Raw genomic sequence first — 19,372 nt, 5'->3', positions numbered from 1 at the left:
GATCATCGCTCCTGTAGTAGCCAATAGTGTCATTCCGCCGCCATGGCGGTCGGAGGTCCGTAAAGATTGGCTTTCGGTATCATCGCGACCGGTTCGAGGCGGCCGCTCACCACGGCACGAAGAGCGGCATCGGCCACGAGCGTGGCCGCGTATCCGTCCCAGGTGGAAGGGCCGCTCGCCGTGCCCTCAGAGGCGGCTGCGATCCATTCACGGAATTCCTGGTCGTAAGCGTCGATGAAGCGCTCGCGCCAATCCTCGGGGATCGCCTGACGAATGCCGTTCGAATCTGAAATCACGGTTGCCGGGCGGTTCGGCAGCGCGGCGACACCTGCCTCGCAGCTGATCTCACCGCGGATGTCATAGCCATAGGCGATGTTCACCGAAATCTCGACGTCAACAAGCGCGCCCGAGGCCATGTGCAGGAGCACGAAAACCGGATCGCGCAATTCCCCACCGCGCGAGGAGCGGCGCGGAACACGCACCTCCACTCCATTGACCTCGTCCGACAGCAGCCAGCGGGAAATATCCGCATCATGGACGAGCGTGTCATTCAGCGGCATCTCCGACGTGTACAGCCCCTCGGGAACCGAAGCATTGCGATGCACGGAATGGAACATGAGCGGCGCGCCAAGTTTTCCGCCGTCGATGACCGCCTTCAGGCGGCGATAATCGGCATCGAAGCGGCGCATGAAGCCCACCTGCACGAGCCGCCGGCCGAAGGCCACTTCGGCCTCCATCACGCGAAGCGCGGCCGCCTCGGATGTCACCAGGGGCTTTTCGCAGAAGACCGGCTTGCTGGCGGCGATGCAGGCGAGCAGCTGCTCCTCATGTGCCGGCCCCCATGAGCAGATGATCACGGCCTGCACTTTTTCCGAAGAGATCAGAGCCGAGGGGGTGGCGAACACCTCCGCCCCTGCGGGGGCGGCAGCGGCAGCGCGGGCCTGGTCGATATCGGTAACACCCACGATTTCGACACCGGAAACGACGTTCGTCAGGCGGCGGATATGATCCTGGCCAATCATACCCGTGCCGATTATGCCAACCTGAAGGGTCATTTTGCCCCCCGGTACTTATCAATGTAACGCTGCATTTCGGCGCGCATGAAGGTGCTGCTCTGGTCTGCCTTGTCTTCCCAGGCAAAGACGCAGGCGGTCATGATGCCGTCGAAGCCGATCTCGGCCAGCGTGCCGAAGAAATCGTCCCACGGAACCTCTCCCTGCCCGATATTGAGGTGCTGGTGCACCCGGGCGTTGGTGCCGGGCGGGTTGAGGATATAACGAAGGCCGGACGAGGCTTTGTGGTTGAAGGTGTCGCCGACATGCACATGGGCCAGAACGTCCTTGGCCTCACGCAGCATCGCCTTCGTATCATCGCCGAAATAGAAGGTGTGCGGAGCGCAGTAGAGAAATTTGACGCTCTTCGAATTGACCGTGCGGATGATGTCGAGCGCTGGCTGCAGCGTCTCGCACCAGTCCTCCGGATGCGGTTCGACATGGAGGGTGATGCCTTCCTTTTCGAAGATCGGCACCAGTTCCTCCATAGAGCGCCACCAGGCGTCCTCGCATGCCTCGATCATAGACCCGGTATGGCAGCAGTAGCACGATCCCTTATCCGGGTGCGGGCCGCGGCCGAACTCCGAATTCATCGTGTCGACTTCCATCTCGACGGCGATCTCAATCGCGCGCTTCCAATGCTTCACCGCCGCCTGGCGCTCAACTTCATCATTGGAGGCCCAGCGGTACATTGGCAGGATCGACGCAATGCCGACGTCCGCCTCCGTCAGTGCGCGCTTGAACGACTTGATCCGTTCAGGAAACACACGCGGCGCCTTGAACCATTCGAGGAAATCTCCGCGCGGGGATAGTTCGATCCAGTCGTAACCGAGTTCCCTCACCTTCCTGGGCAACTCCTCGAGGGAGAGATGCCGATGCATGAAGGGGTCGAGTGCGATCTTCATTTTGACCTCCAGATTCCGGACATGATTTTCCTTCCCCGGCGGCGGTATTTTCTGGCGCTGCCGGATATTGTGCGTTTTGCGCTGTCTCGTTTGTGGTGCCGTCAGCGGTTACTGGGCCGGCGGCGGATGCCCCTCGTGGCTTGCCATGTAAGTGTCGATTTGGGCCTCGAGGTCGGCCATGGTTTCCCCGCCGGCCATCAGGTCGGTAATCTCCTCGCGGGTCTTGTCGCCCTTGCGGAAATCAGCGGCGATTGCCCCACGGATGAGCACGGCGAAATGATCACCCACCGCCATCGCATGCATGACCTGGTGGGTGATGAAGACTACGGCCAGACCTCGCCGCTTCGCCTCGTTGACGATCCGCAGCACATGCGCCGCCTGTTTGACGCCGAGGGCTGCGGTCGGCTCGTCGAGGATGAGCACACGCGCCCCGAAATGCACGGCCCGGGCGATCGCAAGCGATTGGCGTTCGCCGCCGGAAAGCCCACCGACGAGACGATCGCCGTCGTCGATGCGGGTGATTCCGAAGTCCTGCACGGCCTTGACGGCGATCTCGTTGGCCTTCCTGCGGTCATAGATCTTGAACGGACCCCAGCCCTTGGTCGGTTCGACGCCGACGAAAAAGGAGCGGCCGATCGACATCAGCGGAAATGTGCCGCCGAATTGATGCACCGTCGAGATGCCCTTCTCCTGCGCGTCGCGCGGTCCGCTGAATTCGACCGGCTTTGCGTCCATCAGGATGGTGCCGCGCGTCGGTTTGTGAACGCCGGCAAGCGTCTTGATGAGTGTCGATTTGCCGGCGCCGTTGTCGCCGAGCAGGCAGAGCACTTCGCCGGCACGGACCTTGAGCGAGATGTCGTGCAGGACGTCGATCGGACCGAAGCTCTTGTCGACATTTTGAAGTTCAAGGATCGGAATATTGTCGGACATTGTTGCATACTCACTTGTTTTTCTTCGGCGCGAAGCTCAACGCCATCTGCCGGAACGTGTCGTTCATCAGAACGGCGGCCATCAGCATCACGCCGATGATCAAGTTGGACCAGTTTCGGTCGATATCGGTGAAGTAGATGCCCTGGTTGACGACGGCGAAGGTCAGCGCGCCGAGAAAGATCCCGGCGACCGAACCGAAGCCGCCGGTGAGCAGCACGCCGCCCACCACGATCGAGACGACCGTATTGAAGATGTAGTTCATGCCGCCCGAAACCTGCGCGGAATTGAACAGGATGGCGCCGCACATGCCGACGAAAGAGGCGGCCGTGCTCGATAGAACGAAGAGAGCGATCCTGAGCCGGTCGGTCGGGATGCCGGCATTGCGCGCACTCACCTCGTCTCCTCCCATCGCAAAAATCCAGTTGCCGTAGCGCGTGGCGTGAAGCACGAAACCAAAGACCACCGTGAGCGCAAACCACCACAGGATGATCACCTGGAATTTGCCCTGAATGAGGTCGCCGAACACCGTCTTGGCCCAGGCCGGCGCATTGAGCGGAACCGAAGCTGCCCCGGTCAAAATGACCGATCCTGCAAGGACGAGACCCTGCACCGCAACCAGCGTACCCAAGGTAATGATCAGCGAGGGCACGCTCGTGCGCACCGCCAGGAAACCATTGAGCAGTCCCACGAGAACGCCGATGGCAAGCGCCCCAAACATGCCGATGACGATCGGCAACTCGTAATAGCCCGAGAGGATGGCGATCGACATCGAGCCCGCCGGGATCATCGCGCCGATCGAGATGTCGAGCTCGCCGGCGATCATCAGAAGACCGACGGGCAAGGCGACGATGCCGAGATTGGCCGCGAAGTTGACCCAGCTTGCCGCGCCGAAGAGCGTGCCGAGGCTCACGCCGCCGAAGGCGACATAAAAAGCAATCACTGCGGCGAAGCTCAAGACGGCACCGAATTCCGGCCGGCGCACGAATAGTCCAATGGAAAAGCCACTCATCTGCCCGCCCTCACTTTTTCTTTTTCGCTGCGTAGGACATCGCCATCAGCCGGAACTTGTCATTCATCATCACGGCGAGCAGCAGGAGCGCCCCTATGATGACGCTGCCGAGGTTCGGGTCGATGCCGGTGAAATAGATGCCCTGATTGACGATCGCGAAGGTGAGCGTACCGAAAACGATGCCCACCACCGATCCGGCACCTCCGGTCAGGAGCACACCGCCGATGACCACGCACATGATCGAGTTGAAGATGAACGATTGGCCGCCGAGCACCTGCGCACTTTGATAGACAAGCACCTGGCTGACGCCGACGAAAGCGGCAGAAATGCCCGACAGCATGTAGAGCGCGATGGTCAGCCTTTCCGTCGGAATGCCGGCGTTGCGGGCCGAGACCTTGTCGCCGCCGAGAGCGAAGATCCAGTTGCCCATGGGCGAGATGTGCAGCAGCCAGAAGAACGCCGCCACGAACAACACCCACCAGAAGATCGTCACCTGAAACATGCCGCCGATGAAATCGCCGAGGATCGCTTTGGCGACCGGGCTCGGCACGAGTGACACGCCGGTGCTGCCGGCGATGAGCACGGTGAAGCCCAGAGTCAGTCCCATGACTGCGAACATCGACCCGATGGTGATGATCAAAGAGGGGACGCGTGTGCGGTTGACCAGGTAACCGTTGAAAAGCCCGACGATGAGCCCGACGCCCAGACCGGCGGAAATGCCCACAATCTCGGGAAGACCGTAATGACCTGATATGATCGCCACCGTCAGGGATGCTGCCGGGATCACCGCGCCGATCGAGAGGTCCATTTCGCCGGCGATCATCAACAGCCCAATGGGAAGCGCGACGATGCCAATTTCGGCTGCGACGTTAAGCCAGCTCGCATAGCCCGCCAAGGACAGAAAGACCTTGCCGCCCACCAAGCCGAAGAAGACGAACACCATGGCCAAGCCCAGCAGCGCGCCCGCTTCAGGGCGGCGGGAAAGCTGACCGATGGTCGCTTTGATATTTTGGCCGCCTGAAGGAGCGGAGGAGGCAAGGACACTGTTTCTCATGTTCATTTGATACCACCAATGAAGCCGATGACCGGTAACGGCCGACGCTTTTGGAAGACGCGAAGCCGCCTGCGTGAGGGGCAGGCAGCTTCACGACGCTCGGCGAAGTCAGCGGGCGCCAGCCTTCACACCCGCCAAGGTGGCGTCTACGTTCGAGGCGTCGATGACGCCGGGGCCGGTCAGGATTTCTCGGGTCGGCACGGTAAGCCCATAGTTGACGTTGCCGTTGAGGATTGAGACTGCGAGGTAGCCCTGCAGATAGCCCTGCTGGTCGATCGCGCAAAGCTGAGTGCCGCCCTTGATATTGTTCAGGATGGTTTCATCCATGTTCATACCGCAGACCTTCACCTGACCCTGCTTGCCGGCTTGCGTCACACCGTTGACCGCCGAATTTGTGTCGACGTTGCCAATCGCGAACACCGCATTGATCTCGGGATGCTGCAGAAGATGCGCCTTCAGCGCCTGCGCCACGGCAGTCGCCGAACCGAAGGAGGTTGCCGGAAGCGGCAGAGACGAGCCTGCGCCGCCGCCTTCCGTTACACCCTCGATCATGCCTTTGCAGAAAGCTTCGATATTTGCCGCACCAGGCAAAGTGTTGAGGCAGACGGCGTTCTTCAATTCATGCTTGGCGAAATAGGTGCCCGCAGCCTTGCCGGACAGATAGTCGTTGGAGCCGACATAGTTCATCGCACCGAGACGGTCGGCAGCTTCGATGCCGCCGGCGTTATAGATGACCAACGGAATTTTTTTGTCGACGACCGCCTTGAAGGCGGGATCCATGGCCTCCGGCACCCAGTCCGGACCAACGATCGCATCAGCGCCCTGGTCGATGGCCTGACGGATCAGTTCAGCCGCATCGACCCCAAGATTGTCGTAGTTCTGAGGCCCGAGCCAGACGACCTTGCCACCCTGCGCCTCCACGACCTTGCCGGCATCCTCGGCGCCACGCTTGACGATCGACCAGAACGGATCGTCCGGCTTACCGCCCACGACGAAAATGTTGGCGGCCAGAACGGCCGTTGCAGCGCAGGTCATAATGGCGGCAGCCGATACGGTTGCCGCGAGGCGGCGAAATTTAGTCATCTCAATTTCCTCCCTTGGTCCGCCTCCCTGGCAGGACCGTGAGGAGAAACATATCACCGCTTGAAATTTCAGAAATGCAAAATCATACTAAACATGTAAAAAGTATCATGGTATATCACTCATAATGATATGAATGCGATGACGATGGAGGGAAAATATGCGTCGGCCGACCATCTCCGATCTTGCCAAAGAGGCGGATGTCTCCATTGCGACCGTCAACAGAATTCTTGGCGGAAGCGCCTCCGTCAAAGGCACAACAGTGCAGCGCGTCCAGGCCGCCGCGGAGCGGATCGGCTTTTACGGCGCCGGCGCGATCGAGGATCGGCTGCGCAAGTCGGTGCCGAAGTATCGGCTTGGCTTTCTGCTGCAGCAATCGAGCCGTGAACTCTATCAGCTCTTCGGCAAGAAAATCGTCGAGGCCTGCCACGCGAGACGTGATGAAGTCGTCGACCCCGTCATCGACTTCGTCGATCTGTTGACGCCGGAGAATATTGCCGGCCGGCTCAAAGCCCTGGGTGCAAATTGTGACGCCGTCGCCGTGATCGCCGCGGATCACCCGGTTATCGCCCAGGCCATCCGAGAGCTGCGCGAGAAGGGCAAGCCGGTCATCGCCTATATTACCGACCAGTCGGCCCGGGAAAGGGCCGCCTACGTCGGTGCCGACAATTGGAAGATGGGACGAACGGCGGCGTGGCTCATCTCGCAAATGACCCACGGGCCAGGACGCATTGCCGTCTTCATCGGCAACCACCGCTACCAATGTCAGGACGTCGCCGATGCAAGCTTCCGCTCCTATGTGCGCGAACATGCGCCGCATCTGACCATTGAGGACAGCCGCCCCACCCACGAGGAGCCGAATGAGGCCTACCGGATGGTCAAGGAATTGTTGGCGACGACAGATGACCTCACGGGCATCCTGATTGTCGGTGGCGGCATTTCGGGCGTCTTGCGGGCTCTGAGAGAAATTCCCCAGGAACGGCGCCGAAGCATCCGTCTCGTTTGCCGGGATATTGGTCCGGAGACACGAATAGGTCTGTCGGAAGGGATGATTACCGCAGCTCTCTGTCATCCGCTGGAACAGACGTCTGCGGTTCTGGTGCAGACGATGATCGAGACGATCACGCAGGGCGCGTCGGGCAGCACGATTCAGCGCACCATTGCCTTCGAAATCGTAACACCCGAGAACATTTGAGAGTCGGTTTCTTCGCCAGGGTCACCGGTCGCCATGGCCGCGACTGAAAAGGCTAGCTTATAAGGATGTGGCCTGGAGGTCGTCTCAGATGTCGGCGACAAGGCCCTTTGCTTTCAGCACCGGTTCCAGATTGCTGACCTCGATGACCGATTTGCCCTGCTTATATGCCGCGATATAGCCGGCCTCTGCCTCTTCTCGGGCCTGTGACAGCCTGGCGACTTCCTGCGCCTCCTGGCGGCGCACGACCACCAGGCCGTCGGCATCGCCGGCGATGATGTCGCCGGGATGGATGATTTCGCCGCCGACGATGATTGTGTCGTTCACCGCCGCAATAGTTTCCTTCACCGTCCCCTTGATGCAGACGCTGAGCGAGAACACCGGAAAGCCAAGTTCCCTCAGCTGAAGCGTGTCGCGCACGCCGGTGTCGGTCACGAGGCCGCCGATGCCCTTTGCCAGGCAGGCATTGGCAAGCACGTCGCCGAAGGATCCGGCCTCCTCGTACTCGCCGGCCGATACGACGATGATATCGCCCGGCTTTGCGTAGTTGATGGCAAGCTGTAGCATGATGTTGTCACGCGGCGCGCACTTCACCGTAAAGGCCGGACCGCAGAGTTTCATGCGGTAGTCGACGGGCTTGAGGCGGGAGGAAAGAGCTCCGCGGCGCCCTTGGGCCTCGTGGATCGTCGCGGGCGAAAATTTGGAAACGGCGTCGATATCGGCTTTGCTTGGCCGTTCGGCAATATCTTTAATATGGATCATGGATGCCTCACATCGTTGGCCGACGGCGGGCGTGTCCCGCCGTCTGATTTCGTTGGATATCGTCATTGGATGGTGCCGCTGCCGATCGGCTTACGGGATCGGGTCGAACTTCAGCTCGGAGAGCGATACGACCTTGTCGGTGCGCGTCATCTTGTATTCGGTATCCGGGCCGAGCCACTTGTCCCAGATCTTGTTGATCTCGCCCGATGTGTCGAGCTTGCGAAGGATCTCGTTGATCTTGGCGGTCAGCGCCGGCTGATCCTTGGCCATGCCGATGCCGATCGGCTGGTACAGCATCGGCTCCTCGATCATCCGCATTGCCTTGCCCTTGCTCTTCGATTCATTGACGAACTTGGTCGTCGTCATGGTGTTGGCCACCATGCCGCGCGCCTTGCCCTGCTGGACGGCGAGATAGGCAGAGGCGGTATCCTGGAAGGTCAGCGGGTCGGATTTGTTGAGCTTGATCGACATCTCGGAGGTCGAACCCTTGGTCGAAGCGATGCGCTGGCCTGCGTAATCGGCCTTCTTCTTGCCGGCATCGTCGGCCGGCACGATCAGCATTTCCTTGGCGAGGTAATAGGGATCGCTGAACTGGATCTGCTCGGCGCGGCTCAGAGTATAGGCGAGGTTGGCAACGGTGATGTCGACGCGGCCGAGCTTGACCTCGGGCACGCGCGCTTCGACCGAAACCGGCTTGATTTCAGCCTTGATGCCCAATTCCTTGGCGATGGCGCCGCAGAGGTCGACGTCGAAACCGGCCATTTCGCGAGTCTTCGGATCGGGCGACGCGAAGGGAGGAACGTCGGCGAAAGTCGCGCAGCGCAGGGTTTTCGCCGACATGATGTTCTCAAGCTGATCGGCTTGTGCGGGCAAGGCCGCCGCCATGCCGGCAAATGCGACGGTGAGGGTTAAGCATTTCCAGTTCATTGCTGTTCTCCTTTGTTTTTGGTGGTTGGTATCAATGCCTGAGATCAGCGAGGAAACGCTGTGCACGGGGATGGCTTGGATTTTTGAAGAATTCCTGGGGTGTCGCCATTTCGAGGATCTGGCCGGCATCGATGAACCAGACCCGATCCGCGACGTCGCGCGCGAAACCCATTTCATGGGTGACGCAGAGCATGGTCATGCCTTCGGACGCCAGGCTCTTCATGACGGCCAGCACTTCGCCGACCATTTCAGGATCGAGCGCGCTGGTCGGTTCGTCGAACAGCATCACCGGCGGTTCCATGGCAAGGGCGCGGGCGATTGCCACCCGCTGCTGCTGGCCGCCTGAGAGTTGGCCGGGATAGGCCCGCGCCTTGTCGGCGAGACCGACCCGATCGAGAAGCGTGAGTGCCTTGTCCTCTGCAACATCCGGCGCCACGCCTTTTACCCGGATCGGCGACATCGACACGTTTTCGACCACCGAAAGGTGCGGAAACAGGTTAAAGTTCTGAAATACGAAGCCGATCCGGCTGCGCAGTGCATTGAGTTCCTTCGCCCGCATGGCGGCGTGGATGTTTTGCCCGTCGAGCGTAATCGATCCGCTGTTGATCTCCTCGAGGCGATTGATCGTGCGGATCAGAGTCGACTTTCCCGAACCGGATGGCCCGCAGATGACCACGACTTCGCCGCGCGAGACCTGCGCATCGATATCCTTCAGGACCGGATAGTCGCCGTAGCTCTTGCAGACCTGCGAAAGCCGGATTGTCTGCAATTCCTGGGCTGGAACTGACATGGTCATAGCTGCTCCGATATGATTTTCGATGGCGCGACCAAGGCGGCAGAGGGAAGGTTGGAAAGTCCCGCACGCCGCCGTGTGATGCTCCGCTCGAGGCGATTTGCGAAGTAGGTGAGCGTCCAGCAGATGGCGAAGTAGACGATCGCCAGAATGAGGAAGACCTGGAAAGGTTGGGTCAGGAGCTGGTTGTTGACCTGGCTTGCGGCAAAGGTCAGGTCCGGCACGTTGATCACGTAGCCGAGTGTCGTGTCCTTGATCGTCGAGACGAAGGTGGAGATGATGCTCGGGATCATGTTGTAGAGCGCCTGCGGCAGGATGATGAAGCGCATCGCACCTAAATAACCGTGGCCAAGCGCACGCCCCGCGTCCATCTGGCCCGGTCCAAGCGCAACGATGCCGGCACGGACGACTTCGCTCAGAAAGGCGCTCTGATAGACAACGAGTGTCGTCAGCATCGTGACGAAGCTCGGCACATCGGCGCCGGTCAGCAGAGGAACGAGGAAATAGCTCCACAGGATGAGCATCAAGAGCGGCACGCCCCTGGTGAAATAGACGAGCGCCGTGACCGGCCAGCGCAGTAGCGGCGACCTGGAGAGCCGGGCCAATGCGAAGAGGATGCTGACCGGAAAGGCGAGAGCGATGCTGAGTGCCGAAAGGATCAGCGTATTGGCGAGCCCGCCAAGCGGCCCGTTCGGATATTGGCCGATCAGCAGCAGCAGCCAGTAGTCTTGGACGATGGCGATCATGTCGTGGATCATGCGCGCGCGCTCCTGGCAGGATCCGCGCGCATGGAGAGATAGGCGCCGATGCTCATGATCACGAGCGAGAAGAAAAGGTAGAGAACCGTGCCGATCAGGTAAATCTCGAAGGTCCGAAAACTGAGGTTCTCGATCTCCTTGACGGCATGCGTCAGTTCCGAGGCTCCGATGACGACGGCGAGGCTGCTGTTCTTGAACAGGGAAACGCTGTGATTGATGAGCGGCGGCAGGGCGTTGCGCACGCCCTGCGGCATGATGACGAAACGCATCGCCGAGATGTAGTCGTGGCCAAGCGCGCGGGCTGCCTGCATTTGGCCGGAATTGACCGAGCGCACGCCCGACCGAAGATCTTCGCTGAAATAGGCCGCCTGGCAGAGCCCGAGCCCGATCACGGCGAAGATGGCTTCGGCATTATGGACGGCCAGCCATTCGGCTACCCCGCTCGGCATCAGGGTAAAAATCCCGAAATACCACAGCATCAGCTGAACCAGGGTGGGGACGTTCCGGTGGTAGGAGACGTAAGCGGCTACTAACGGACCACCGAAGCGAAAGGGCGACAAACGCAAAGCCAGCAGCAGAAGTGCCAGCGCCATCGCCATAGACCAGGAGCCGGCATAGATGATGAAGGTCATCTTAATGCCATGCAGCAGCATGGCGGTATATTCCGGATTTCCGAGGATTGCCGAAAGGTCGAAACCGCTCACGGGTTTGGCTCCCCGGATTGATCCGTCTTCGCCGCAGCGGATTGATCCGGCTTCGCCGCAGACTGGGGCTTTGCTGTCTGCAGCCCGCCCATGACCTGCAGCGTCGGCGTGATCTCCATGTGCCCGATGTTGACGGCGACGGGGGCTGCTATGGCGAAGGCGATTGCGTCGGCGATATCGGCCGCCTGCGGCAGTTCGAAGCCGTCGATGAACCGTTCGCGGATGCTGGGATCATCGCCGTGGACGTGATTGAAAATGTCGGTGGCGACCCGGCCGGGGCAGATTTCCGTGACGCGCACCCGCTTGCCGAAAGCGTCGATGCGCAGCTGGTTGGACAACATGCTGACCCCCGCCTTGGTGGCGTGATAGGATGAGTTGCCGCCAAAATTGTAGGCGCCGGCGATCGACGAGATGTTGATGACGTGTCCACGGTCGCGCGCGACCATGCCGGGCACGACCATGCGGCAGATGTGCAGGACCGCTCGGAGATTGACGTCGACGAGGAGATCGATATCGCCCTCGTCGGCTTCCAGGAATTTCTTCGGCCGGTCGACACCGGCATTGTTGACGAGAATATCGAACTCCACCCGACGTGTGAGCTCTGCCATGGCCTGACGGTCGGTCACATCGATGACGTGGGCGACGCAGCCCGTCCGCGCGGCCAGCTGCTGCAACGCTTCGGCGCTGCGGGCAACGGCATGGACCTCGATGTTCTCCCGGCGGAACCGCTCCACCACGGCTGCGCCGATACCGGAGGATGCGCCGGTCACCAGTGCGGTCTTGTAGTCGGAGAATGGCATTGTCGTTCCCTTGTTGTTGATCGAGACAGTAGCGAAGCTTAAACCCCTTGCCTAAGACCGATTATCTCTGGAGCAATAAGCAACGGTTATGGAGCCGGCGCAGGCTGCTGAAGAAGAGAAAGAGCTGATGCCGGGCATCAGCTTGCGGCGTCCGGGCCTGAGGAAAGCAGTGACGGCGTCGCGTTGCAAAAGCACTGCGTGTCTGCAAACATGTAAGCCGCGCACATCAGAACGGTACCCCGATCCTCATGGACATCAGACGCCTCAAATCTTTCATCGTGATCGTCGACAGCGGCAGCATCACGCGAGCGGCTGACCTTTTGCATATCGCCCAGCCGGCGCTCAGCCAGCAGCTTGCCGCACTGGAGGAGCATTTCGGCCACAAGCTGCTGATCCGCAGCCAGCAGGGCGTCAGCATGACCGATGCGGGACACGCAGTGTACCGCCATGCGCAGATTATTCTTCGGCAGATGGAGCAGGCGCAAGCGGATGCCTCCGCAGCCGGCAATTCGCTTGCCGGGCGTGTGTCCGTCGGTCTCGTGCCCTTCAGCAGTGCGGCCACGCTGTCGGTCGACCTCCTGGCGGAGACCCGCAAACGGCATCCCGGTATTCTGCTGCACCTGACCGAAAGCGTCGGCCAAACCTATAGCCAGATGATCATGAACGGCCGGCTGGAGATGGCGCTTCTCCATGGAACCGGACCGATCAAAGGCGTCCGGTTCGAGCCGATCCTCAGCGAGGAGTTTTTCCTTGTCGCGCATCGGGACTTTGCGATCGAAGCGGATGCGAAACCAGTTCCGGTCAATACTCTCGACGGGATACCGCTGCTGTTGCCGCCGGCCTATAATTTCGTCCGCCGCGCGGTCGATACTGCCTTCACACGCACCCGCACCAATTTGAAAGTTGTGGCGGAAGTCGAAATCGTTCGCACGCTCGCCCGCGCGGTGGGCAGCGGTCTCGGCGCGACGATCATGCCGAAAGCCATCGCCGACCGTATCGTATCGGAATCGAGCGAGCCGCTGATCTGCAGGCTCGTCTCGCCGCGGATCGAAGAAACCCTGTCGCTGTGCGTTTCCGACCAGAATCCCCTATCGGAACCGGCCCTTGCCGTCCGGGACATCCTTCTCGAGCTGACGGCGCGGTTGAAGGGCTGAAACGCGCTGCCGATCAGCGCATATCCCCGCAGAATTGAGCTATGCGCGCGCAGCCTTCGCCGAGTTTCTCCATGCTCGTGGCGTAGGAAATGCGAAAGAACGGGCTCATTCCGTAAGCCGCTCCTTGCACGGTCGCGACATGATGCTCTTCCACGAGCGCCATGACGAAATCGACGTCGGTCTCGATCTTTCGCCCGCCCTTGCTGGTCTTGCCGATCAGCCCGGAAATGTTGGGATAGATGTAGAAAGCGCCTTCGGGCCTATGGCAGCGCAGTCCTTCCACTTCCGACAACCTGTCGAGGACGAAGTTGCGTCTTTCCTTGTAGATCGCGGCACGCTCCTTCAAGAGATCCTGAGGCCCGTCCAGGGCAGCGGTCGCCGCAGCCTGGGTCAGCGTCGCGATGCCGCCGCCATTCTGGCCGTTGACGTTGCTGACGGCGGAGATCAGCTCTTTCGGCCCGGCGCAAAAGCCGAGCCGCCATCCTGTCATCGCGTAAGCCTTGGAGACACCGTTCATCGTCAGGACGCGCTCATAGAGCCTGGGTTCGACTTCGGCGATCGTGCAGAACTGGAAGTCGTCATAGACCAGGTGTTCGTAGATATCGTCGGTCATGATCCAGACATCGGGATGACGCAGCATGACCTCGGCAATGGCAGCCATCTCCGCCCGGGAGCAGGCGGCTCCGGTCGGATTGTTCGGGAAATTCAGGAATAGCCACTTGGTACGCGGCGTGATCGCCGCCTCCAGATCCTCCGGACGCAGCTTGAAGCCGGACTGCTCGTGGCAGGGGACGGCAACCGGGACGCCGCCGGCGAATTTGACGATATCCGCATAGCTGACCCAGGAGGGAGTTGGAATGACGACCTCGTCGCCGGGATTGCAGGTTGCCAGCATGGCATTGAAGATCACCTGCTTACCGCCGCCCGAGACGACGATCTGGCTGGCATCGTAGTCGAGATTATTGTCCCGTTTGAACTTCCTGATGATGGCGGCCTTCAGTGCCGGCGTACCATCCATCGGAGGATATTTCGTATCGCCGGCAAGAGCTGCCGCATGGGCCGCCTCGATCGCGTGGGCCGGAGTGGGGAAATCCGGCTCGCCGGACGAGAGGCTGACGACTTTGATCCCGTTGGCGGCCAGTTCCCTGGCGCGCTGGGTCATGGCGGCGGAGGCGGATATGGAGACGTTTTTCAGGCGGTCTGATATGGCGGACATCGCGATGGTCCTTCAATGAGAGATTGGAACGGGAGACCGCCCGCAGGCGATCAGGATTGTGTCAGTCGGCGAGTTCGGCGGCAGGCGCGATCGTGGCGCCCGCGGCTTCGATCTCGCCGCGCACGATGCCGGCAAGCTCTAAGGCGCCGGGTGTGTCGCTATGGACGAGAATGGAGCGGGCCGGCATTGCGATCACCGCTCCGTCGATTGTCTCGACGGTTCCTTCGAGCAGAAATTTCCGTACGCGTGCACGCACCGAGGCTTCGTCCTTGATGACGGCGCCAGCGAGCCCGCGCGCGACAAGTCTGCCCTCGGCATCATAGGCCCGGTCGGCAAGGAAAAGCGCCAGCGTCTTCAAATGCGCGCGTCTGGCCGCCTGCTGGATCTCGCTGCCTGAAGTGACGAAGACGACGAGGCCGGCATCCACGGTGGCGATCGCATCCATCATCAGGTCGGCCAGCACAGGATCGCGGTTGACCATATTGCCCATGGCTGCGTGGAAGCTGATATGGGACAGCGTGACACCCTCGGCTTTGGCGATCGCCATCAGGGCGCCGAGCTGATAGAGCATCTGCTGGCGAAGCTCATCTGCCGAAAACGCTATTTCGCGGCGGCCGAACCCGAGCCGATCGGGCAAGCCCGGATGCGCGCCGATGCCGACGCCGTTCAGTTTCGCAAGCCGGACCATACGCCCCATCGTATCGGGGTCGCCGCCGTGGAAACCGCAGGCGATATTGGCCGACGAGACGAGTTTCATCATCGCTTCGTCGTCGCACAGCCGGTAGGGGCCAAAACCTTCGCCCATGTCGGAATTCAGATCGATCTTCATCGGTTCTTCCTTTTGACGGCCGGTATCTTTGCTTTCATGCATGCTGCCCGTATCAGGCCATCGCCTTCAGGGCGCCCTTGACCATCCGAGATGTTTGCCTGACGTCGTCAACATAGCGGGCGACGGCCTGTTCCACCCTGCGCGCCTCCGTATGCGTCGAGCGAACGAAGCTCAGACGCGTGCCGATGCGGGCTTGCCCGAGCCGCCACAGGTCGCATTCGATCACGCCGGCGATCTTTGGATAGCCGCCGGCGGTGTTGGCATCGCTCATCTGCACGATCGGCTCGCCGCCGGGGGGGACCTGGATCACGCCGGGCACGACGCCGTGGGAGCGCATCTCAATGGACGCGGTCGGCTTGATCGGCTCGCCTGACAATCGGTAGCCCGTCCGGTCGCTTCGGGAGGAAATCCTCCACGTCTGGTTCCAGAAAGCTTCGCCATCGCCTGCGAAAAGATCGTGCTCGCCGGCCGGCAGGGCACGGATCGGCAGCGTGCCGTCGACAGCAGCCGGAAAGACATCGCGCAGTGCCACGGCCGGTTCGACGACGGCAAGACCCGAGGCCGGCAGCATGGCGATCTCTGCATCCTCGCCGACCGCGATCCGATCGCCCTTCGCCAGAGGCCGGCCGGCATTGCCCCCGAAACCGCCGCGCAGCGACGTACTTCGCGAACCCATGACGATGGGGATATCCAGCCCGCCTCCGACCGAAATATAGGAGCGCGCCAGCCGTGGAGGCTGATTCAGTTCGAGAACCTGTCCGGGCTCCGCGATGTAAGCGCGCCAGGGAAGCAATTCCGATCCGTTAAGATGAGGATTGCCGTCGGCGCCGGTCATGGCAAAGACCACGCGCTGCTCGAAACGCAGGCTGAACGGGAAGGTCTGCACCTCGATCACAGCCGCATTTTCATCATTGCCGACGAGAATGTTGCCGATCCGGACCGCAAGCGGATCCATCGCGCCGCTGGCCGATACGCCGATATCGCGATAGCCGGGGCGGCCAAGATCCTGCACCGTGTTGAACGGGCCGCTTTCGATGATCTCGATCATAGCTCGATCCTTGCCGGCAGGAACCGCACCGTATCTCCCGGCGCCATCATGGCGGGGCTCGGTAAGGTAGGGTCGAACATCTGCAGTGCCGCGAAGCCGATGGAATTCCAGCCATTCGGACCTGTGAGCATGGCGACGCCGGTCTGCATGCCGCCGATGGTCACGCAGCCCTTCGGCATCTTCAACGAGGGCACGGTCTTTCGCGGCATATAGATGCGCGGATCGAGGCCATGCAGATAGCCGAAACCGGGCGCGCTACCCAGGGCGAAGACACGGTAGGTCGCTTCATGATGGATGCGGACGACCTCGCGATCGCTCAAGCCCGAGAGATCGCAAAGGGCCGGCAGATCCATCGCATATTCGCCGCCATAATGGACGGGAATCTCGATGGTCTTGCCGTTGAGATCGATGCTGCGCGCATTCTCCCATGCCTCCAGCAGCCGGGCGACCACCGCATCAGGATCCTCGGGCGTCTCCTTGAAGATCACCAGCAGGTTGGTCATGCCGGGGATGTTTTCGGCAAGGTCCGGCCAGCCTTTCACGGTCTGGGACAGAGCCCAGATCCGCCGCTGCGCGATGAGATCGAAGTCGCCTGGCGCCTCTAGCAGGAAGGATTTGGCGCCGATCGAGGAAACCCGCGCTTGGCGTTTGGTGGCCGGAACGATTTCGCGTTGCGATGCATGTCTGTTCGTCGTGGCGATCATGATGGGAACTCGATTTCGAACAGAGGATCACCGAAGCCGACCAGTGCGTCGGGCTCGGCGAGCAGCCTGGTCAAAACACCGGAACGGCCGGCGCGAAGGGGGAGCAGGATGTGCCCTACCCCGACAAAGCCGACGATATCCGCATTGGACACGGAGCGCGGCAGATTTTGCGGCGTGGTGGAGGTCGGATGCTCGACACAGAAGCGGCCTGCCATTGGCGCCTTCATGACGACCGATGCGAAGCCGAGAGCGCGTGGCGTCGCTCCGGTCGAGCTGATCCGGGCGCCGTCTTTTCCAGCGACGATGATGCGAAGCTGTCCGCCCGGCCGTGAGATTTCGAGACCGTCCACACCGGCGGCCGTCAGCGCCTCGGTGAGCAATGCCATGGTCGCCGGATCGCTGAAATCAATCGCGCTCATGCCGCCCTCCGCAGCTTCAGCCATTGTTCAAGATAATGTATATCCGTCTCGCCGCGCGCGAATGCGCCGTCCTCGAACAGGGCGCGCAGGAAGGGGATATTGGTGGAAATCCCCTCGACCTCAGTGCCGGCAAGCGCTTCGCGCATTCTTGCCATCGCTTCGGCCCGCGTCGGCGCATGGACGATCAGCTTGGCGATCAGAGAATCGTAATAGGGCGAGACCTTGTAGCCGGCATGAATATGCGTATCGACGCGGATGCCTGGTCCCGCAGGCAACGCCAGATGGGTGACGACACCCGCTGACGGCAGGAAACTTTCCGGATCCTCGGCGTTGATGCGGCATTCGAAGGAATGGCCTTCGCAGGTCACATCGCCTTGGATGAGATCCAGGACGTGACCCTGCGCCACCCTTATCTGCGCCTGGACGATATCGACACCACTCGTCATCTCGGTGACGGGATGCTCGACCTGAAGTCGCGTATTCATCTCGATGAAATAGAAAGCGCCATCCTCATAGAGGAATTCGAAGGTTCCGACGCCCCGGTAGCGGATCTGGAGGCAGGCCTTTACGCAAGCCAGGCCGACCGGCTGGATGATGTCGGGCGCAATTCCCGCCGCCGGTGCCTCCTCCACCACTTTCTGATGGCGGCGCTGCATCGAGCAATCCCGATGTCCGAGCCACAGGGCATTGCCGTGATCGTCGCAAATGACCTGTATCTCGATGTGGCGCGGGTGCTCTAAGAATTTCTCCATGTAGAGCGAAGGTGAGCCGAAGGCCTTGCGGGCCTCTTCCCGCGTCAGCGCGATTGCTTCATGCAATAAATCGGCCTTGGGCACGACGCGCATGCCGCGTCCGCCGCCGCCGCCGGCTGCCTTGATGATGACAGGGTATCCGATTTCCAGCGCTATGCGCTCGATCGTGGCGGGGTCATCGGGCAGCGCGGTATCCGGACCGGGAACGCAGGGGACGCCGGCCGCCATCATCGCGCGTTTTGCCGAGATCTTGTCGCCCATAATGGCAATTGACGACGCGGTCGGACCAATGAAGACCAGGCCGGCCTTTTCGACGGCATCGGCGAAGGCGGCGTTCTCCGACAGAAAACCATAACCCGGATGGATGGCGCCGGCCCCGGCGAGACGCGCCGCCAGAATAATAGCATGCTGATTGAGATAGCTCTTGGCAGCACTCGACGGGCCGATACAGAGAAAGCTGTCGGCGGTGCTGCCATAGGGCGCTTCCCTGTCCGCCTCGGAGCAGATGGCGACCGTCTTCAGGCCGAGCTCGCGGCAGGCACGCTCGATCCGGGCTGCGATCTCGCCGCGGTTGGCGATCAGAACGGTATCGAAGCGGTGCCCGGCGGCAGCGGAATGTTCAAGCGTTTCCGGCATCAGGCAATCTCCGCCAGCAGATCGCCAGTCTCGACCTCGCCGTCGTCGATTTCGGTGAGATGCGTGATGCGCCCCGATCGCGGCGCGGCGATCGTGTTGAAGACCTTCATTGCCTCGATGATGAAAAGCGTCTGCCCCTCCTCCACCTCATCACCGATTGCGATGAATGGCGGTTCCCCAGGCGCCGGGGTCCGGTGCAGAACGCCGAAGACCGGCGCCTTCACCGCATAGGTTTTCTCAGGCCTCGAAGGCGAATCGGCGCTGGCATCCTGGGCAAGGCTTGTCGTCGATCCTGCCTCTTGCTGGGGCTCGGCAGCAGCCTCCTGACCCGGCGACGTGCGGAAGATCCGAACCGTCACGTCCTTCTCCGTCACCGTCAGCTCGGTAATGTTCGATCGTCCGACAAAGTCGATCAGCGTCTTGATCTTCGAGAGGTCCATATGGGTGCTCGGAATTTCAAATTCCAACGCGCATAGCTGAAGTTTCAGATCGCCCGGCGTTGTGATTTTCGTAGCACGACGTATGGGCTGATGGGGTCAGACGAAGTTTTGATGGAGCGCAATCCGCGCCCTATGGAGACATATCGCCAAACGTTAGCGAATTCCCTCGACGGCAGCCGGAAGCGGCAGAACCCACCGCAATGGATTC

The 19,372-nt window shown here is 61.1% G+C and carries 21 protein-coding genes; 2 read left to right on the top strand and 19 right to left on the bottom strand.

Going from position 1 to position 19,372, the window contains the following annotated elements:
- Nucleotides 1-29: 29 nt before the first annotated feature.
- The 6 genes from V8P77_RS03625 to V8P77_RS03600 form a co-directional block, all read right to left on the bottom strand.
- Complete coding sequence (locus V8P77_RS03625) at nucleotides 30-1,055, bottom strand: Gfo/Idh/MocA family oxidoreductase (protein WP_335910756.1); 1,026 nt, start codon at nucleotides 1,053-1,055, stop codon at nucleotides 30-32.
- On the bottom strand, nucleotides 1,052-1,957 hold the full coding sequence (locus tag V8P77_RS03620; RefSeq protein WP_335910755.1) for a sugar phosphate isomerase/epimerase family protein: 906 nt from the start codon (nucleotides 1,955-1,957) through the stop codon (nucleotides 1,052-1,054). The genes V8P77_RS03625 and V8P77_RS03620 overlap by 4 nt, the downstream gene beginning before the upstream one ends.
- Nucleotides 1,958-2,065: 108 nt before the next feature.
- Nucleotides 2,066-2,887 (bottom strand): ATP-binding cassette domain-containing protein, encoded by an 822-nt coding sequence (locus V8P77_RS03615; protein ID WP_335910754.1) that lies wholly within the window; start codon nucleotides 2,885-2,887, stop codon nucleotides 2,066-2,068.
- Nucleotides 2,888-2,897: 10 nt separating this feature from the next.
- Nucleotides 2,898-3,896, bottom strand: coding sequence for an ABC transporter permease (locus V8P77_RS03610; RefSeq protein WP_335910753.1), 999 nt, complete (start codon nucleotides 3,894-3,896; stop codon nucleotides 2,898-2,900).
- Between the two features lie 10 nt (nucleotides 3,897-3,906).
- A complete protein-coding gene (locus tag V8P77_RS03605) occupies nucleotides 3,907-4,956 on the bottom strand; it encodes an ABC transporter permease (protein WP_335910751.1) in 1,050 nt (349 codons plus the stop codon).
- Between the two features lie 102 nt (nucleotides 4,957-5,058).
- Nucleotides 5,059-6,033: a sugar ABC transporter substrate-binding protein gene (locus tag V8P77_RS03600; protein WP_335910750.1), complete on the bottom strand. Its 975-nt coding sequence runs from the start codon at nucleotides 6,031-6,033 to the stop codon at nucleotides 5,059-5,061.
- Nucleotides 6,034-6,190: 157 nt separating this feature from the next.
- On the opposite strand from V8P77_RS03600, the gene V8P77_RS03595 reads away from it, so the two are divergent.
- Nucleotides 6,191-7,225 (top strand): LacI family DNA-binding transcriptional regulator, encoded by a 1,035-nt coding sequence (locus V8P77_RS03595; protein WP_335910748.1) that lies wholly within the window; start codon nucleotides 6,191-6,193, stop codon nucleotides 7,223-7,225.
- A gap of 84 nt (nucleotides 7,226-7,309) precedes the next feature.
- On the opposite strand, the gene V8P77_RS03590 is transcribed toward V8P77_RS03595, so the two are convergent.
- The 6 genes from V8P77_RS03590 to V8P77_RS03565 form a co-directional block, all read right to left on the bottom strand.
- Entirely contained in the window at nucleotides 7,310-7,984 is a 675-nt protein-coding gene (locus V8P77_RS03590; RefSeq protein ID WP_335910747.1) for a 4-carboxy-4-hydroxy-2-oxoadipate aldolase/oxaloacetate decarboxylase, read from the bottom strand.
- A gap of 90 nt (nucleotides 7,985-8,074) precedes the next feature.
- Nucleotides 8,075-8,911 carry an ABC transporter substrate-binding protein gene (locus V8P77_RS03585; protein ID WP_335910745.1) on the bottom strand — a complete coding sequence of 279 codons (837 nt, stop codon included), beginning with the start codon at nucleotides 8,909-8,911 and terminating at the stop codon, nucleotides 8,075-8,077.
- A gap of 31 nt (nucleotides 8,912-8,942) precedes the next feature.
- On the bottom strand, nucleotides 8,943-9,707 hold the full coding sequence (locus V8P77_RS03580; RefSeq protein WP_335910744.1) for an amino acid ABC transporter ATP-binding protein: 765 nt from the start codon (nucleotides 9,705-9,707) through the stop codon (nucleotides 8,943-8,945).
- Nucleotides 9,704-10,462: an amino acid ABC transporter permease gene (locus V8P77_RS03575; protein WP_168303959.1), complete on the bottom strand. Its 759-nt coding sequence runs from the start codon at nucleotides 10,460-10,462 to the stop codon at nucleotides 9,704-9,706. The genes V8P77_RS03580 and V8P77_RS03575 overlap by 4 nt, the downstream gene beginning before the upstream one ends.
- Complete coding sequence (locus tag V8P77_RS03570; protein WP_335910742.1) at nucleotides 10,459-11,166, bottom strand: amino acid ABC transporter permease; 708 nt, start codon at nucleotides 11,164-11,166, stop codon at nucleotides 10,459-10,461. Before V8P77_RS03570 ends, V8P77_RS03575 begins: the two co-directional genes overlap by 4 nt.
- Nucleotides 11,163-11,966: an SDR family oxidoreductase gene (locus V8P77_RS03565; RefSeq protein WP_335910741.1), complete on the bottom strand. Its 804-nt coding sequence runs from the start codon at nucleotides 11,964-11,966 to the stop codon at nucleotides 11,163-11,165. Before V8P77_RS03565 ends, V8P77_RS03570 begins: the two co-directional genes overlap by 4 nt.
- Before the next feature lie 248 nt (nucleotides 11,967-12,214).
- Between V8P77_RS03565 and nac the strand changes: the two genes are divergently transcribed.
- A complete protein-coding gene (gene nac / locus V8P77_RS03560) occupies nucleotides 12,215-13,120 on the top strand; it encodes a nitrogen assimilation transcriptional regulator NAC (protein ID WP_041472690.1) in 906 nt (301 codons plus the stop codon).
- A 13-nt stretch (nucleotides 13,121-13,133) separates the two neighbouring features.
- Here nac and V8P77_RS03555 read toward each other — a convergent pair whose 3' ends face one another.
- The 7 genes from V8P77_RS03555 to V8P77_RS03525 all read right to left on the bottom strand — a co-directional run bounded on the left by V8P77_RS03555 (nucleotide 13,134) and on the right by V8P77_RS03525 (nucleotide 19,164).
- Complete coding sequence (locus tag V8P77_RS03555) at nucleotides 13,134-14,336, bottom strand: pyridoxal phosphate-dependent aminotransferase (protein WP_335910740.1); 1,203 nt, start codon at nucleotides 14,334-14,336, stop codon at nucleotides 13,134-13,136.
- 61 nt (nucleotides 14,337-14,397) lie between these two features.
- On the bottom strand, nucleotides 14,398-15,165 hold the full coding sequence (locus V8P77_RS03550; RefSeq protein WP_025398259.1) for a 5-oxoprolinase subunit PxpA: 768 nt from the start codon (nucleotides 15,163-15,165) through the stop codon (nucleotides 14,398-14,400).
- A gap of 52 nt (nucleotides 15,166-15,217) precedes the next feature.
- On the bottom strand, nucleotides 15,218-16,213 hold the full coding sequence (locus tag V8P77_RS03545; RefSeq protein ID WP_335910739.1) for a 5-oxoprolinase subunit C family protein: 996 nt from the start codon (nucleotides 16,211-16,213) through the stop codon (nucleotides 15,218-15,220).
- Nucleotides 16,210-16,917 carry a 5-oxoprolinase subunit PxpB gene (pxpB, locus tag V8P77_RS03540; protein WP_221985364.1) on the bottom strand — a complete coding sequence of 236 codons (708 nt, stop codon included), beginning with the start codon at nucleotides 16,915-16,917 and terminating at the stop codon, nucleotides 16,210-16,212. The genes V8P77_RS03545 and pxpB overlap by 4 nt, the downstream gene beginning before the upstream one ends.
- Nucleotides 16,914-17,336 (bottom strand): acetyl-CoA carboxylase, encoded by a 423-nt coding sequence (locus V8P77_RS03535; protein WP_335910737.1) that lies wholly within the window; start codon nucleotides 17,334-17,336, stop codon nucleotides 16,914-16,916. Before V8P77_RS03535 ends, pxpB begins: the two co-directional genes overlap by 4 nt.
- Nucleotides 17,333-18,724, bottom strand: coding sequence for an acetyl-CoA carboxylase biotin carboxylase subunit (locus V8P77_RS03530; RefSeq protein ID WP_335910736.1), 1,392 nt, complete (start codon nucleotides 18,722-18,724; stop codon nucleotides 17,333-17,335). Before V8P77_RS03530 ends, V8P77_RS03535 begins: the two co-directional genes overlap by 4 nt.
- Nucleotides 18,724-19,164: an acetyl-CoA carboxylase biotin carboxyl carrier protein gene (locus V8P77_RS03525; RefSeq protein WP_221962868.1), complete on the bottom strand. Its 441-nt coding sequence runs from the start codon at nucleotides 19,162-19,164 to the stop codon at nucleotides 18,724-18,726. Before V8P77_RS03525 ends, V8P77_RS03530 begins: the two co-directional genes overlap by 1 nt.
- Nucleotides 19,165-19,372 lie beyond the last annotated feature (208 nt).

The organism is Rhizobium aouanii (assembly GCF_037002925.1).
GTDB lineage: Bacteria > Pseudomonadota > Alphaproteobacteria > Rhizobiales > Rhizobiaceae > Rhizobium > Rhizobium aouanii.
This window is presented reverse-complemented; position numbering and strand designations above follow the sequence as displayed.